General features: G+C 64.5%; 15 protein-coding genes. 8 read left to right on the top strand and 7 right to left on the bottom strand.

The genetic code is table 11. From position 1 onward, the window contains the following. The first annotated feature begins 22 nt into the window (after positions 1–22). Both AC5WEY_RS17465 and AC5WEY_RS17460 read left to right on the top strand, forming a co-directional pair. Positions 23–778: an ABC transporter ATP-binding protein gene (locus AC5WEY_RS17465; protein ID WP_495646851.1), complete on the top strand. Its 756-nt coding sequence runs from the start codon at positions 23–25 to the stop codon at positions 776–778. Further along, the gene (locus tag AC5WEY_RS17460; RefSeq protein WP_495646850.1) at positions 775–2,160 is read left to right on the top strand and encodes an ABC transporter permease; all 1,386 of its coding nucleotides are present in this window, start codon (positions 775–777) and stop codon (positions 2,158–2,160) included. Before AC5WEY_RS17465 ends, AC5WEY_RS17460 begins: the two co-directional genes overlap by 4 nt. Positions 2,161–2,270: 110 nt before the next feature. Here the strand turns inward: AC5WEY_RS17460 and egtD are convergent, their stop codons facing one another. The 4 genes from egtD to egtA are packed head-to-tail and all read right to left on the bottom strand — an operon-like array spanning position 2,271 to position 6,540. Further along, positions 2,271–3,239, bottom strand: a complete 969-nt coding sequence (gene egtD / locus AC5WEY_RS17455) for an L-histidine N(alpha)-methyltransferase (RefSeq protein WP_495646849.1) — start codon at positions 3,237–3,239, stop codon at positions 2,271–2,273. Further along, on the bottom strand, positions 3,236–3,982 hold the full coding sequence (egtC, locus tag AC5WEY_RS17450; RefSeq protein ID WP_495646848.1) for an ergothioneine biosynthesis protein EgtC: 747 nt from the start codon (positions 3,980–3,982) through the stop codon (positions 3,236–3,238). Before egtC ends, egtD begins: the two co-directional genes overlap by 4 nt. After that, positions 3,983–5,287 carry an ergothioneine biosynthesis protein EgtB gene (gene egtB, locus AC5WEY_RS17445; RefSeq protein WP_495646847.1) on the bottom strand — a complete coding sequence of 435 codons (1,305 nt, stop codon included), beginning with the start codon at positions 5,285–5,287 and terminating at the stop codon, positions 3,983–3,985. It lies immediately after the preceding gene. Next, complete coding sequence (egtA, locus tag AC5WEY_RS17440) at positions 5,284–6,540, bottom strand: ergothioneine biosynthesis glutamate--cysteine ligase EgtA (protein ID WP_495646846.1); 1,257 nt, start codon at positions 6,538–6,540, stop codon at positions 5,284–5,286. Before egtA ends, egtB begins: the two co-directional genes overlap by 4 nt. Before the next feature lie 145 nt (positions 6,541–6,685). On the opposite strand from egtA, the gene AC5WEY_RS17435 reads away from it, so the two are divergent. Continuing rightward, positions 6,686–7,855, top strand: a complete 1,170-nt coding sequence (locus tag AC5WEY_RS17435; protein ID WP_495646845.1) for an aminotransferase class V-fold PLP-dependent enzyme — start codon at positions 6,686–6,688, stop codon at positions 7,853–7,855. On the opposite strand, the gene AC5WEY_RS17430 is transcribed toward AC5WEY_RS17435, so the two are convergent. Next, the gene (locus AC5WEY_RS17430; protein WP_495646844.1) at positions 7,798–8,733 is read right to left on the bottom strand and encodes a DMT family transporter; all 936 of its coding nucleotides are present in this window, start codon (positions 8,731–8,733) and stop codon (positions 7,798–7,800) included. The two genes, AC5WEY_RS17435 and AC5WEY_RS17430, sit on opposite strands and share 58 nt — an antisense overlap. A gap of 73 nt (positions 8,734–8,806) precedes the next feature. On the opposite strand from AC5WEY_RS17430, the gene AC5WEY_RS17425 reads away from it, so the two are divergent. From AC5WEY_RS17425 to pth, 3 genes are all read left to right on the top strand, one after another. Beyond that, a complete protein-coding gene (locus AC5WEY_RS17425; RefSeq protein ID WP_495646843.1) occupies positions 8,807–9,415 on the top strand; it encodes a TetR/AcrR family transcriptional regulator in 609 nt (202 codons plus the stop codon). A gap of 178 nt (positions 9,416–9,593) precedes the next feature. Next, positions 9,594–10,268 carry a 50S ribosomal protein L25/general stress protein Ctc gene (locus AC5WEY_RS17420; RefSeq protein WP_495646842.1) on the top strand — a complete coding sequence of 225 codons (675 nt, stop codon included), beginning with the start codon at positions 9,594–9,596 and terminating at the stop codon, positions 10,266–10,268. A gap of 81 nt (positions 10,269–10,349) precedes the next feature. Then, complete coding sequence (gene pth / locus AC5WEY_RS17415; RefSeq protein ID WP_495646841.1) at positions 10,350–10,946, top strand: aminoacyl-tRNA hydrolase; 597 nt, start codon at positions 10,350–10,352, stop codon at positions 10,944–10,946. Positions 10,947–11,039: 93 nt separating this feature from the next. Here pth and AC5WEY_RS17410 read toward each other — a convergent pair whose 3' ends face one another. Further along, entirely contained in the window at positions 11,040–12,674 is a 1,635-nt protein-coding gene (locus AC5WEY_RS17410) for a fatty acyl-AMP ligase (protein ID WP_495646840.1), read from the bottom strand. A gap of 204 nt (positions 12,675–12,878) precedes the next feature. Here AC5WEY_RS17410 and AC5WEY_RS17405 point away from each other — a divergent pair, with 204 nt between their 5' ends. Further along, entirely contained in the window at positions 12,879–14,513 is a 1,635-nt protein-coding gene (locus AC5WEY_RS17405) for a peptide chain release factor 3 (RefSeq protein WP_495646921.1), read from the top strand. A gap of 4 nt (positions 14,514–14,517) precedes the next feature. Next, positions 14,518–15,171: a nicotinamide riboside transporter PnuC gene (pnuC, locus tag AC5WEY_RS17400; RefSeq protein WP_495646839.1), complete on the top strand. Its 654-nt coding sequence runs from the start codon at positions 14,518–14,520 to the stop codon at positions 15,169–15,171. A gap of 163 nt (positions 15,172–15,334) precedes the next feature. Here pnuC and AC5WEY_RS17395 read toward each other — a convergent pair whose 3' ends face one another. Then, positions 15,335–15,559 (bottom strand): hypothetical protein, encoded by a 225-nt coding sequence (locus AC5WEY_RS17395; RefSeq protein WP_235581790.1) that lies wholly within the window; start codon positions 15,557–15,559, stop codon positions 15,335–15,337. Between the last annotated feature and the right edge of the window lie 13 nt (positions 15,560–15,572).

The raw sequence follows: 15,572 nt of genomic DNA, 5'->3' as shown, positions 1-15,572 counted from the left end.
TCGAATTCATAGCGTTGTGGGCATGACGATCACAGCAGGCCCTGTTGCACGGGCATTCCAGGTCAGTAAGCATTTCGGCGACTCGTCCAATCCGGTGAGCGCGCTCGACAACGTGTCCCTCGATATCCAGAGCGGCCAATTCACCGCCATCATGGGGCCATCCGGTTCCGGTAAATCGACGCTCATGCACGTCATGGCGGGATTGGACAGCGCCAGCTCGGGCCATCTGATGCTGGCCGGTGCAGATATCACCGCGGCCGACGACGACGCTCTGACTACGTTGCGTCGCAAGCAGGTCGGCTTCATCTTCCAGTCCTTCAATCTTGTTCCCACCCTGGATGTTCGGGGCAACATCCTGTTGCCCTTCGAGCTGGACGGCCGCGCGCCGAGCGAGCAGGAGTCGGCCTGGATCGATCAGCTGATCGACACCCTCGGACTGCGTGGCCGGGTGAATCACCGTCCACATCAGCTCTCGGGTGGGCAGCAGCAGCGCGTCGCCATCGCCCGCGCGTTGGGTACCCGGCCGCATCTCATCTTCGCCGACGAGCCCACCGGCAACCTCGATTCCCGCACCGGCCGTGAGGTTCTCGGCCTCCTGGCCGCAGCGGTGCGCGAGTACGGCCAGTCGATCGTCATGGTCACCCACGATCCCATCGCAGCCAGTTACGCCGATCGCATCGTCTTCCTCGCCGACGGCCGCATCGTGAACGAACTGGGACGTTCGAGCGCGGAGCAGATCTCGAGCTACATGCTGGGAATGGAAGGTGCAGTCCGATGAGTGCGTTGACCTCTGCACAGGCGTCGAAAGAGCACGGTGCCAGCATCATGGTGACGTCGCTCGCGTCGTTCTTCGGTGTCGTCTTGATTCAGGCGACGGCCTTTCTGGTCGACATATTCGGAGGTGGGGACGGCGACAGTGCCGCAATCAACGCGCTCTACAGCGTGGCGTTGGTGTTCATCGGCGTTGCCCTGTACGTCGCAGCGGTGGTCACCTCGAACACATTCGCCACGATCGTCGCGGGGCGCACCCGCACCATTGCACTACTTCGCCTGCTGGGGGCCCGCTCTCGAGACCTGCGCCGATCGGTGGCACGCGAGGGCCTCGTCGTCGGATTGTTCGGTGGCGCAATCGGTATGGTTCTCGGCGTCGGCGCGAGTCACCTGGCCCGCGCCGTTGCGGTCTCGGCCGGTCAGCTGCCGGACGTGCAGTACACGACCGTTCAGCCTCTGATAATTTTGCCGGTGGTCATCGTGGTGCTGACGACGACCGTCGCGTCGTACGTGGGGTCTCGCAAGGTCCTGGATGTCACGCCCGTCCAGGCAACGGGAGGTGCCGTCGACACGGGAGTGGAAGCTCCGCGGTCGCGTCGGATCAGGACAGTGCTCTCGATCGTGCTCATCGCCGGCGGGGTGATTCTGCTCGGTCTCGGGGTCCTGATCGGGATGGTCAACCCGGGCGGTGTGCTGGTGGCATTCTTCGGTGGTATCGCATCGTTCACCGGAATCATGGTCGGGGCGTATCGCATTCTGCCCGCCACCCTGAAGCTGGTGGGGCGACTGTCCGGCCGCGGCCCTGCTGCTCGATTGGCGTCCGCCAACGCAATTCGCTACCCGGATCGCAGTACTCGTACCGCGGTGGGCCTGCTGATCGGGGTGACGTTGGTGACGACGTTCGCGGTCGCCATGTACAGCTACCGGACGATGCTCGTCAACGAATACGACGAGGCCACCGTCGGGCAGGTGCTCACCGTGACAGTGGGAATCATGACCGGACTCATCGGATTCTCGGCCGTCATCGCGGCCGTCGGAATGGTGAACAACCTGCTGCTGAGCATTCTGCAACGCACCCGTGAGATCGGTCTGTTGCGTGCTCTCGGGTTCACCCGCAAGCAGATTCGAGCAATGATCGTGTCGGAAAGTACTCAGATGGTGGTCGCATCGATGGGCTTCGGTCTGATCCTCGGCATCGTGTACGGCTGGGCCGCAGCACAATCGCTGCTGGGCTCACTCGATTCCCGTGGGCTCACCGCGCCCACCCTGCCATGGGCCGTCATCGCCGGAACGGTGTTGTGCGGTGGACTCCTCGCAATCGGGGCCTCGTTGACCCCGGCGCGACGTGCCAATCAGATCTCGCCGGTACTCGCGTTGGCGGACGCCTGATCCGGTGGGAGCGCTCGGCGCGGGCAGGTTTGCGCACTACCGACCCCGATCGACGGGATCCCGTCGATCGGGGTCGGTAGTAGCGTGCACTGGTGCCCACTCGGCGCGAGCTACTCGACCTTGCGTGCGAGGATGAGCGCGAAGCGAGAGTCTGCATCGGCCCACAGATGGTCGACGTCGAATCCCGCTGCGGCGAGTTCTTCGGTGATGCCTTCCGGTCGAAACTTCGCCGAGATTTCGGTGCGCAAGTCCTCACCGGCGTCGAAGTGCACGTGCAGATCGAGATCGGCGAGGTACACCTCCTGCGGTGACGTGGCCCGGAGCCGCATTTCGATCCACTCCTGCTCGGCGTTCCAGAGCGCAACGTGCTCGAACGCATCGGTATCGAAATTTCCGTCCAGACGAGAGTTGATCACCGACAGCACGTTTCGATTGAATTGCGCCGTCACCCCGGCAGCGTCGTCGTATGCCGGAACGAGAACCGTCGGGTCGATGACCAGCCCGACACCGAGTAGCAGGTATTCGCCGGCATCCAGGGCGTCGGCGATGGCCTTCAGAAACTCCTCGCGCTCCTCGGGGATGAGGTTGCCCAGGGTGCCGCCGAGGAACGCAATGGTGCGCGCGCGACCCCCGGGCAGATTGTGCAAGGTGTCGGTGAAATCGCTGACGATGCCGCGCACCTCGAGAGCGGGAAATTCCTGTCCGATCTGCTCGATGGCTCCCTCGAGCGCAGTGACCGATACATCCTGCGGCACATAGGTGTTCAACGAACCGTGCTTGACCCCTGCAGCGAGCAGAATCTTCGTCTTCTCCGACGAGCCCGAGCCCAACTCGATCAACATCGTCGATTCGGTTGCCTCGGCGATGTCGAGGGCATGCTCTTCGAGGAGTGCCCGCTCGGTACGCGTCGGGTAGTACTCCGGCAGCACGGTGATCTGCTCGAACAACTCACTGCCCAGTGCGTCGTAGAAGTACTTGGGCGACAGCCATTTCGGCGAGGACGTCAACCCGTCACGCACATCCTTGCGCAATTCGTCCACCAGTGCGGTATCTGCCAGGTGTACCTCGACAGTGCTCATGTGTGCTCCTCTTCATCGAGACGGGAAACGGTGAACTCCGATGCTGTAGCGACGACAAGACTGCGGTCGTCGATGTGCGTCCAGTCGGAGTCGTCGGTGGGTTCGGACGCGATGGTGACGGCGTCGTCGGAACGGCGGACGGACAGTGCGTGATCTATCGCGGTGGCGTACATGTTCTCCCCGTCGCCGAGGAGAAAGTTGAGCCTGGACCCCGGCGCGCGCTCTTCGATGCGCCGAACCAACGTAGCAAGGGCTGCCGGCGGTTCGAGGCGGGTGAGCAACTGACGCAACACGATCCACACCGCCGCTGCGTCGGTCGGAGCCGGCAACGTGAGTGCATCGACGGGTGGTACCTCGGACCACAGGTCGGTCAGCGAGTGTGGCCAGCCGCGGACCACACCGTTGTGACTGAATGCCCAGCGGCCGTCGGTGAACGGGGCGCAGGCCGATCGTTCCACCGGCATTCCCACCGTCGCCGATCGCACCGCGGCGATCACCGACGTCGACTCGAGCTGCCGCAGAACATCGTCGACGGCCGGGTCGGTCCAGATGGGCATCGGATTGCGGTAGCTGCGAACCGAACCGTCCTGCCACCAGGCGACGCCGAACCCGTCGGCGTTGATGGTGCCGCCGCCGCGCATGTCGTTGGGGGCATACGACTGCACGCGGAGACTGTGGTCACCGGCAGTGAGCACGCCCCCGACGGACGTGCGAGGGCCGAGATACCCGAGATGACGGCACATTCAGCTGGGCTCGACGTCGCGGGCCAACCGGAACCCGCTGAAGATCTGCCGCCGAATCGGGTGATCCCAGTTGCGGAAGGTTCCTCGGCACGCCACTTCGTCGGTGCCGAACGACCCGCCGCGCAGCACCTTGTAATCGCCTCGCAAAAACACCTCGGAATATTCGGCGTAGGGGAACGCCTCGAATCCGGGGTACGCCTCGAACTCGGAGGACGTCCATTCCCACACGTCACCGATCAGTTGATGCACACCGGCGGCGGACGCACCGTCCGGGTATGCGCCCACGTCCGCCGGTTCGAGGTGTCGCTGATTCAGATTGGCACGCGCTGCAGTGGGTTCGGCGTCGCCCCACGGGTAGGCGTGGCTGCTACCGGTCCGGGCGTCGTAGCGCGCGGCCTTCTCCCACTCCGCCTCGGTCGGTAGTCGCTTACCCGCCCAGCGGGCATAGGCGTCGGCCTCGAACCAGCTCACGTGCACCACGGGCTGCTGCGGACGCACCGGCTTGCGAACCCCGAAGCTACGACGCCACCACGAGCCGTCGGAGTCACGCTCCCAGAATTGCGGGGCGGTGAGCTGCGCGTCGACGCGATGCGCCCAGCCCTTCTCGGTCCACAGATCGCGACGCTCGTAACCGCCATCGTCGATGAAATCAATGAACTGCGCGTTGGTGATCGGAGCTCGGTCGATGGCGAATGTCGGCACGTGCACCACGTGGGCAGGGCGCTCGTTGTCCAGTGCCCACGGATCGAGCGAGGTGCCCATCGAGAACGATCCACCGGGGATGATCGCCTCACCCGACACCTGTGCCGCAGACATCGGGGGCGCAGGGGCAGCGAGAACGGCGGGGCCGGAGCGTAACTGGTGGGTCGCCAGCATCGTCTCGTCGTGTTGCTGTTCGTGCTGCGCAATCATGCCGAATGCAAATCCGTGCTTCTCGACCGGCCTGCCCGCGAATGTACTGCGGTCCAGTACGTCCCAGGCCTTGTCGCGAACGGTCTGCACGTACACGCGCGCCTCGTCCGGAGTGAGCAACGGAAGCGAGGTTCGAGACGACCGTGAGTGCTTGAACGCGTCGTACAACTCGTCGATGTCGGGACGCACGGGATCACGACCACCGACGTCGCGGACCAGCCAGAGTTCTTCCTGACTTCCGATGTGCGCGAGATCCCAGACCAGCGGACTCATCAACGGCGAATGCTGCGCCATCAGTTCGGTTTCGTCCACGCAGTCGGTGAGTGCCGCACTGCGGGCACGGCTGCGGGTGAGGACCGTTTCGATCCTGTTCCTGAGTTGTTCGGCGCTCACACCGATTCCTTTCGATTCCGAAAATCCGGTGATGCCGTGTCGAACTCGCTGGGAGGTTCGCCGGCTCGGCATCGGCGAGCAGCTGCCGACAGGTAGTCGGCGTACTCACCGCCACATTCCGCTGCGAGGTCGAGCAATTCGGTTGCGGCCGAACGGAGATCGCGGTCGCCCAGTCCGATACGAGCTGCGTCGAGCCAGCGTCCGGCCGTCCCTTCCCCGATCTCGGTGGCGCGAGCCACCAGCTCGGGCAACGACAACAGCGCCTCGAACGCCGCCGCAGGAATGACCCACTGCCCGTCCGGTTGGGCGTCGAGATAACGGATCTCGAGATGACCGCACGCTCGAACCTGGGGAAACAGGGTGGTCAGGTGATAATCGAGGTCGCCGTACGTGGGCGCACGTCCGACGACATCCGGATCGGCCAGCCACTGTGCGAACGTCGTACCCGCAGGCGCTTCCCAGTTCTGGTCGACGCCCATTATGCACAGCAGCGGAACGTCGAGAGCCCACCGCGCGTAATCGGCAATCGGATCTCCGGTATTCGGAACCGCGGTTCTGCTGGAATCGGTTCTACTGGAATCGAGTTCGAGCCACGTGCGCATCCGCTGGGACGCCCACACTCCTTCGGGGGCTCCCTCGAGTTCCGGGGACCGAGCGAATGCCGCCACGAACGCCGGGCCGATCACGTGGAGCATTCGCCACCGCGCGGCAACCTCGCCGCGGTCGCGACCGGCGTCGACACTCACCTGCGCGGCAGCGGTGTTGCACATCATCAATTTGCCGAAGGGGCCGATGGTGGTGAACCGGTTCTCCATCGCGCAGTATCTCGGCAGAACGAGAAGCCGTTCGGGAGCGCGTGTGGTATCCGCCGGAACGGCGAGGATGCGGATGCCGGCGCCCTCGAGCATGTCTCGCACCAAGCGCGCATCGGCGTCGAGCACGGATGCCAGGCCGGAAACGGATGTATAAGGCGAACTGGACAATTCGACTTGGCCACCGGGTTCGACCGTGACCATACTTCCGCCCGGCAACGTCAGGGCGGGCGATTCGGGGGCGATGCTGCGCGGGGAGTGATCACCGAGCGCAGTTGCAAGCGAAGAGAGGCTGGGACGCGTTCCGTCGTCGAGGGCAGTGAGCCACTCGAGTTCGGCACCGATCAACGTCGGTGGACCCAGCTTGAAACACACTTTCGACACGTACGCCTCGGCTGCTGGGCGTGTGCTCAGCTCGAGGGACTTTTCGTTGGACGACACTTTTTCCTTCTTTCCGCACTCACCACGCTCTTCGCTACTGAACGTACCCAGCTGCGGGGATCGAAAACGCAGTGATCCCGCGTCGTATCGAGGCTACCGATTGTGCAACCCTGATGCCGAGAGTTCGTGACAGGAAGGACGACCGATGCTCGATCAGGACCGCATCCGCCGCGATACCCCCGGTGCGTCGGGTCGGGTGTTTCTCGACAGCGCCGGCTCCTCAATGCCGCCTACCGTCGTCGTCGACACCGCCGTCGCGCACCTGCGCCGGGAAGCGGAAGTCGGTGGCTATCGGGCAGCAAACGAACGCTCGGACGATCTCGCGGCGGTGAAGACATCGATCGGAACGTTGATCGGGGCTTCGGCGTCGAGCATCGCCCTGAGCGATTCCGCGACGCGCGCGTGGACCGACTTCTTCTACTCCGTGCCCCTCTCCCCCGGTGATCGAATCCTGCTGTGCGAGGCCGAGTACGCCAGCAACGCGATCTCCGCTCTGCACCGCGCCGAGGTCACCGGAGCGGTGGTCGAGGTGATTCCGAGCGACGTGTCGGGACGGATCGACGTCGACGCGCTGGCCACCATGCTCGACGATCGCGTGAAGCTGGTCTCGGTGGTGCACGCACCCACCAACGGCGGTCTGATCAACCCCGCCCGCGCTGTCGCAGATCTCGCCCACCGACACGGTGCCCTGGTACTGCTCGACGCCTGCCAGTCCATGGGACAGATGCGCATCGACGTCGACGAGCTCGATGTCGACGCGCTCTCTGCCACCGGACGCAAATGGCTCCGCGGCCCGCGCGGAACCGGATTTCTCTACCTGCGTCCAGGATTGGCGTCGACGCTGCATCCACCGGCCCTCGACTTGCACAGCGCTCAATGGGAAGACACCTCCACCTACCGAATGGCCGACGACGCCACGCGATTCGAGTTCTGGGAATGCGACGTCGCGGCCAGGCTCGCTCTCGGTGCCGCCGTCGACTATCTACTCGAGCTCGGTATCGACCACGTCGAAGAGGCAGTCGGCGAACGTGCCGAATATCTGCGCGCGGGGCTCCTGAAGGTCCCCGGCGTGACGGTGCGGGATCTGGGCGAACGCAAGAGTGGGATCGTCTCCTTCACCGTCGACGGTGAAGATCCCCTGGCTGTCCGCGATCGACTCGCCGCCCAGAACGTGACGGTGACCGTCAGCCACCGTGGCTCGACGCGCCTGGACATGACGGGCCGCGGACTCGACGCCGTGGTGCGTGCGTCCCCGCACTATTTCGTCACCTTCGCCGAGTTGGACACGATGCTCGCTGCGCTCGCAGGTGCATGAGAGTTCGTAGCAGGCACCGAACTGCCGCTCACATAGGCGGCCACACCGATTGCTGAGACCACCAGTCCACCCACTCCCACCCAGGTGATCGCATCACCGAACATCAGCCAGGCCCACACCATGGTCGTCGGCGGAGTCAGGTACAGCAGCACGCTTGCGCGAGTGGGCCCGTTACGACGCACCACGAACAGGTACGCGCCGTATGCGCCGAACGTCGACAGCACCACGGTCCAGGCGACGGCCGCTCCGAAAGCCACCGTCATCGGCGGTGCGAGATCTCCCGCCAGAGCGCTCCAGATCATGAAACCAGTTGCGCTGAAGAAACATTGAATAGCCATCGACAGCGCGATCGGCTCCTTCGGTGCCAGCATTCGCTGACCGACGGTCCCGATCGACAACGCCATCATCCCGGCGGCCGGTAGCAGGTAGACGGGCCAGGAGAGGTCGGCACCGGACATATCCCCCACCACGACCAGCGCTACTCCGACGATTCCGACGAAGAGCCCCAAGCACTGACGACGTCCGACGCGTTCACCGAACATCCTGCTCGACGCCATGGCGACCAACAGCGGCTGCAGGGCGGCGATCAGCGCGGCGACACCTGGCGGCACGCCCATCCCGATGCCGGTGATGGTGGCCCCGAGGTAGAGGAACTGACAGAACAGGCCCAGCACGGCGTGAATTCGGATGGCGTGCCAGGTCGGTGTCAGCCTCCGATATCGGCACCAGGCGATCAGGAGCACCGCAGCCGCGACGTAGCGCCAGGCCAGCAGCGTGTGCGCGGGGGCTTCAGCTGTGCCGAGTTCGGCTCCGATGAAGCCCGAACTCCACAGCACCACCAGGGCCGTAACTGCGACCGTATCGATATTTGCTCTCATTCAGCGATGTAAACACACAGGTCTGTATACTCGCAGTGCACCTGCTTCTCCCCAGTGCTTTCGGAAGGTATCCATGCTCGACAAGCCGCTCACCCCCGCCGGAGAACGCATTCTCAGCGTCGCCAGCGAGCTGTTCTACGCCCGCGGGATCCGCGCCGTCGGCGTCGACCTCATCGCCGAGGAGGCCGGTACCACCAAGAAGACTCTCTACGACCGCTTCGGCTCCAAGGACGGCCTGGTGCAGCGATACCTCACCCGCCGATACGGCCTGTGGTGCGAGCATGTGAGCAGGTACGTCGAATCCCTCGAACCCGGCGACGCACGCATCCTCGGGGTGTACGACGCTCTCGATCTGTGGATGCGCGACAACCACCGCGGCTGCGGATTCGTCAACGCATTCGCCGAGTTCGGCGGCACCGACAGCCCGGTACTCGAGATCATCAAGTCCGAGAAGGAATGGACCAGATCACTGTTCGCGCAACTGGCCGCCGACGCCGGGTACTCCGACGCCGAACAACTTGGCTCGCGACTGTCGGTACTGCACGAGGGCGCGGTGGTGATGGGGACTGCAGGCGGACGTGATGATGCGATATCGGTGGCGCGCGGTGTTGCCGCAGAGTTGCTCGCTGCGCTCGCAGGTGCACGCAAGTTCGTAGCAGGGGTCGAACTTCCGCGCACATGACGTGGTCGTGTATTGTCTTCCAGGTTGTCTCGGCGAGGGTAGATCCACGATTTAGGGATCCACCGTTATCGACGCGGCTCGGCCCCGTTGGCCGCGCTCGTTCGTGTCCGCCCCGACGAGCTTGACCGCCCGACGAAGTACGCCGCACGAACCACAGTTATCAGGAGCATGTAGCACCATGGCATCGAAGGTAAACAATCTCACCGCGCAGGTCCGCACCGAATTCGGCAAGGGCGCAGCTCGCCGCGCACGTCGCGACGGCCTCGTTCCCGCCGTTCTCTACGGACACGCCACCGATCCCCAGCACCTCGCGCTGGACGCTCGCGCGTTCGCCGCTGTGCTGCGTAACGACGGCACCAACGCTGTGCTGACCCTCGACATCGCCGGCAAGTCGCAGCTGGCCCTCACCAAGTCGATCGTCGTGCACCCGATCCGTCGCAGCATCGAGCACGCCGACCTCCTCGTCCTGAAGAAGGGCGAGCGCGTCACCGTCGAGGTCAACATCATCGTCGAAGGCGATGCCGCACCGGGCACCCTGGTCGTCACCGACTCCACGTACATCGAGATCGAGGCCGACGCGCTGGAGATCCCGGAGAACTTCGTCATCTCCGTCGAGGACAACCAGATCGACACCCAGTACTACGCAAAGGACGTCGAGCTCCCTGACGGCGTCACCCTGATCTCCGACCCCGAGCAGCTGCTCGTCAACGTCACCGAGGCACCGTCCGAGGAAGAGCTCGAGGCCGACGGCGAAGGCACCGAGCCGATTTCCGAGGAGGGCGAGGCCGAAACTCAGGAAGAGGCCGAGAGCCACGAGGATTCGGACGAGGACAGCAAGGACAGCGACAGCTGATCTCGCTCCATCGACCGCGTACGACGCGCTGTTCCCGCGCCGGGAGCAGCGCGTCGTTCGTTTCGAAGACGTGATGAGACAATGACGACCGTGAGTGTCGAACCCGAAGAGCCGGCCTTGATCGTCGGGCTCGGTAATCCTGGCCCGCAGTACGAAAAGACCCGCCACAACGTCGGTTTCATGGTCGCCGACGCCTTGGCCGGACGCATCGGCGCGACGTTCTCCTCGCACAAGAAGTCCAATTCCGACATCGTGCAGGCTCGTCTGGGTCGACGCTCGGTGGTCATCGCCAAGCCGCGCACGTTCATGAATCTCTCGGGCCAGCCGGTGGCCGCGTTGGCTCGGTTCTTCTCCATCGACGCGGCGAACATCGTGGTGGTGCACGACGAGTTGGACATCGACTTCGGGGCTCTGCGACTCAAGCTCGGCGGCGGCGAAGGTGGCCACAACGGTCTGCGCTCGATCTCCCAGCATCTGAGCACCAAAGACTATCTGCGGGTCCGCGTAGGCGTCGGACGCCCGCCCGGACGAATGGATCCGGCGTCGTTCGTGCTCAAGCCGTTCTCGGCCGCCGAACGCAAGGATCTCGGCGTCGTCGTCGAAGAAGCAGCGGACGCTGCCGAACTTCTGCTTTCGGCCGGGCTGGAAGCAGCGCAGAACCGAGTGCACCCGCGCTGAAGCTCACACCCCTTTTACGAGGCGCGCGCCTGTTCTCGCCTCCGAGCGCACGCGCGCACCTTGCAAAAAGGGTGTGAGGTCCCTGTCGCCCACTCAGTTCAGCAACGACGCCGAATTCGCCCGTCGCAGCTTGCCGCTCGATGTCTTGGGAATGCTGCCCGGTCCGAGTACCGCGACGGTGCGCGGCCGCACCCCCACCTCCGAGTGCACCGCATGGATCACCTCACGTTCGATGCGTTTGACCTCGTCCGGCTTGTCGATGTCGTTGGTTTCGACCGCTACAGCGAAACTTTCACGCTTGTCCCCTGCATCGAGTCGAATGGCCACGGCATTGCCCGGTCGCACACCAGCGACGGTTTGTGCAGCCCGTTCGATATCGGTGGGATAGATATTGCGACCGCCCATGATGATGACGTCCTTGATGCGTCCGCAGACGACCACCAGTTCGTCCTCGGTGATGTAGCCGACGTCGCCCGTGTCGAGCCAGCCGTCGGCGTCGAGCGTCGAGACCGGCCCGTCGACGGTGATGTATCCGGGTGTGACGGCCTTGCCCCGCACTTCGATGATGCCGACACCGCGCGCGGTCAGCACCTGCCCCTCCTTGTCTACGACCCGACCCTCGAGGCCCGGCACGAATTTGCCGAGAGTGGCGAGAGAGCGGGTGTTTCCACGGGTGGACGGAACGGCGCGACCCAGCGTCTCGAGCAGGTCCGCGTCGACCACGTCGATCACCTGACCGCGATCGGGGTCCGGAATCGACACTGCCAGAGTCGTTTCGGCCATTCCGTACACCGGAGCGAGCGCCGACGGGTTGAGCTTGTACCGCGCACCGGCCTCGGCCAAGGCGATCATCGTGTCCGGATCGACCGGCTCGGCCCCGTTCCAGGCGTAGCGCAGTGTGGAGAGGTCGAGGTCCAGATCGTCCTCGGCCTGGCGCAACCGGCGCGCAAGCAATGAATACGCGAAATTCGGTGCCGCCGTGACGGTTCCGCGGTACTTGTGAATGAGCTTGGCCCACAGCAGCGGTGAACGAAGGAAGTCCAGCGGAGTGATGCTGACGACCTCGGCACCGACCTGCATGGGCACCGAAAGAAAGCCCACCATCCCCATGTCGTGGAACAACGGCAACCAACTGACCATCACGTCGGACTCGACGTCGAACTCGATGCGGTCGATCATCGCGTACGCATTGACGTAGAAGTTCTCGTGCGTGATCCGCACGGCTTTGGGTGAACCGGTCGAACCGGAGGTGAGCTGTTGCAGCGCGATGTCGGACTCCGCCGTCGGCACCGGGTCGATATCGCGACCGGTCTTCATGTCCTCGATCTTCAACACGGTGATGCCGCGCTCCTCGAGCACCGGGGCGGCGATGTCGAACGGGGCGCCGAGAACGACGGCCTTGGCCTCGATCATCCGCACGACGGTTTCGGTGTCCTCGCCCCACACCGCGAGGTCGGTTCGCGGAGTCGGCTGATGCAGCATCGTCACCGAGGCGCCGCGCATCCATGTCGCCTGGCACGCTGGTGCGATATCCACCGGCTGACCGGCCAGAATGCCGATCGCGTCACCGTGTACTACGCCCGCGTCGGCCAACGCGCCTGCCATCCGACGCGCCTGTTCGTGGATGTCGCCCCAGGACTGTCGGAGCGCCTCGTCGGGCTCGCCGGTGACCAGACCTCGCTTGCTGGTGCTCGCGGTCTCGAACATTTCCTCGGTGAACTTGCTCAACGCGCGTCTCCTCGTGACGTGAACCCCGCCCCACCGAACACAGTAGGCAGTCCCGCCGCGCCCGCGCTGGACAATAGGCCGCGTATCCTTGATGTCTGCCCGGTCACCGCATCGGTCCTGCCTGTCTACGAGAATGAGGTTTTCGTGAGTACCCCGTCCAGTACCCCCGACGTCGACGCAACGCTCGAAGGGTCTGGACCGGCAGTGCTGGAAGAGTCCGGACCCTCCCGAAGCCCTGCCAAGGAACTCGAGACCGAGGTCGCGAGGCGTCGAACATTCGCGGTGATCTCACACCCCGACGCCGGTAAGTCGACTCTCACCGAAGCACTCGCATTACACGCCCGCGTCATCTCCGAGGCCGGAGCGATCCACGGCAAAGCCGGCCGCCGGTCCACCGTCTCGGACTGGATGGAGATGGAGAAGGCACGCGGTATCTCGGTCAGTTCGACTGCGCTGCAGTTCAATTACCACACCTCACCCGATGCCGCGATCACCAACGTCATCAACCTCGTCGACACTCCGGGCCACGCCGACTTCTCCGAGGACACCTACCGGGTCCTGACCGCCGTCGACGCAGCCGTGATGCTCATCGACGCCGCGAAGGGCCTCGAACCCCAGACCCTCAAGCTGTTCCAGGTGTGCCGCCAGTTCGGCATCCCGGTCATCACCGTCATCAACAAGTGGGACCGTCCGGGCCAGTCACCGCTGGAGCTCTTGGACGAGATCGAGTCGCGGATCGGCCTGACCCCGACGCCGCTGTACTGGCCCGTCGGCATTGCCGGCGATTTCCGCGGGCTGCTCGACGTGCAGGACGGCAGCTACATTCGCTTCACCCGCACCGCGGGTGGTGCGACCATCGCGCCGGAGGAATTCATGTCGGCCGAGGCTGCCGCCGCACGCGAGGGCGTCGACTGGGACACCGCGGTCGAGGAGAGCGATCTGCTGATCTCGAGCGGTCAGCAGCACGACCAGGAAATGTTCCTGGCCGGCCAGACGTCGCCGGTGATCTTCGGCTCGGCCATGCTCAACTTCGGCGTCCGGCAAATCCTCGACACCCTCGTGGCCCTGGCCCCTGCGCCGGGATCGCGTGACGATGCTTCCGGCGGCGTGCGCGAGGTGACCGATCCGTTCAGCGCCGTGGTGTTCAAGGTGCAGGCCGGCATGGACACCGCCCATCGGGATCGGCTTGCCTTCATGCGCGTGGTGTCGGGCGTCTTCGAGCGCGGGATGGTCGTCACGCACGCCCAGACCAAGAAGCCGTTCACCACCAAGTACGCCCTGACGGTGTTCGGTCGCGATCGCACGACGGTCGAGAACGCGTACCCCGGCGACATCGTCGGCCTCGTCAACGCGACCGCGCTGGCTCCGGGCCACACCCTGTATTCGGACAAGAAGGTCGAGTTTCCGCCGATCCCGTCGTTCGCGCCCGAGCACTTCTCGGCACTGCGCGTCGACAGTGCGGACAAGTACAAGAAGTTCCGCCGTGCCGTCGAGCAGCTCGACTCCGAAGGCGTGGTTCAGGTGCTACGCAACGACATTCGCGGTGACGCGTCGCCGGTACTCGCCGCCGTCGGACCCATGCAGTTCGAGGTGGTCACCGCACGCATGAAGACAGAGTTCGGCGTCGACGCCCGAATGGAACCCCTCGGTTACTCCTTGGCCCGGCGGACCGACGCGGCATCGGCCGTCGAGCTGGGTCGTCAGCGCGGAGTCGAGATCTTCACCCGCACCGACGGTGCGTTGCTCGCGTTGGTCAGCGACAAATGGCGCCTGCAGTACATCCAGAAGGAAATGCCCGAGCTGACCCTCGAGCCGCTCGTCGCCGCTGGCGATCAGTAGCCCTGTGCTGATCGAGCTGCTCGACGCCGAATTCAGCGTGTTCGGCCACCCCGTGCTGTGGCGCGAGGTTGTCGGCAACGGCTTCGGGTTGCTCTCGGCAATCGGTGGGATGCGACGCGTCGTATGGGCGTGGCCGGTGGGCATCATCGGAAATGCATTGCTGTTCACCGTCTTTCTGGGCGGGGTGTTCCACACACCGCAGGCCCTCGATCTCTACGGCCAGGCCGGACGCCAGCTGATGTTCATCGCCGTGAGCGTCTACGGGCTGGTGCGCTGGATGCGCGATTCCCAGCGCACGGGGGCCGCCGTCCTCCCGCGGTGGGGTACTACGCGTGAACGGACGGCGATGCTCGTGGTCGCAGTCGTCGGAACGGTCGTGTTCGCGCAGCTGTTCGGCTATCTCGGCTCGTTCGGCAAATGGGCCGATGCGTGGATCTTCACCGGATCGATGCTGGCCACGTTCGGAATGGCGCGCGGCCTCACCGAGTTCTGGCTGATCTGGATCGCGGTCGACGTGGTGGGTATTCCCCTGCTCGTCGTCGCCGGGTTCTATCCGTCAGCGGCGCTCTACCTGGTGTACGCCGGGTTCGTTGCCTGGGGATTTGCCGTCTGGTTAAGGATCCAGAACAAATACACGGGTCAAAAAATGGCGTCTTAAACAATCGTGATGCTACTCTCAAAGGGTCCGAACAAACTTAGAGTACGTTTTAGCGTGCTCGGCCCCGAGTAGCACGTCCTGATCGATATCCGATCGTGACATCTCGGCACCGAGCCAGCTGGGAACACGATGAAGTGGAAGACGACATGACACAGGGTTCGAATTACCCATTGGCCGGGATCAAGGTCGGTGGCGCTCCTGCGCATCGTTTGGCGACGCCGCCGAAGTCGGACTCCACTTCGCCAAAAAGTGCCCGCACCGATTCTTCGGCGGCAGCGCCCGCCGAGAAGGCGGTCGAGGCCGCAACCACCGAGAAATCGGCCGTAGCGACCACGCCCGCCGAGAAGGCGTCTGCAACAACGCCTGCACCAGCAACGTCGTCCGTCACGGATTCAGCGACT

This window comes from Rhodococcoides sp. S146-33, assembly GCF_059489205.1.
Note: the sequence above shows the minus strand (reverse complement) of the source record. Positions and strands in the feature narration are given on the sequence as shown.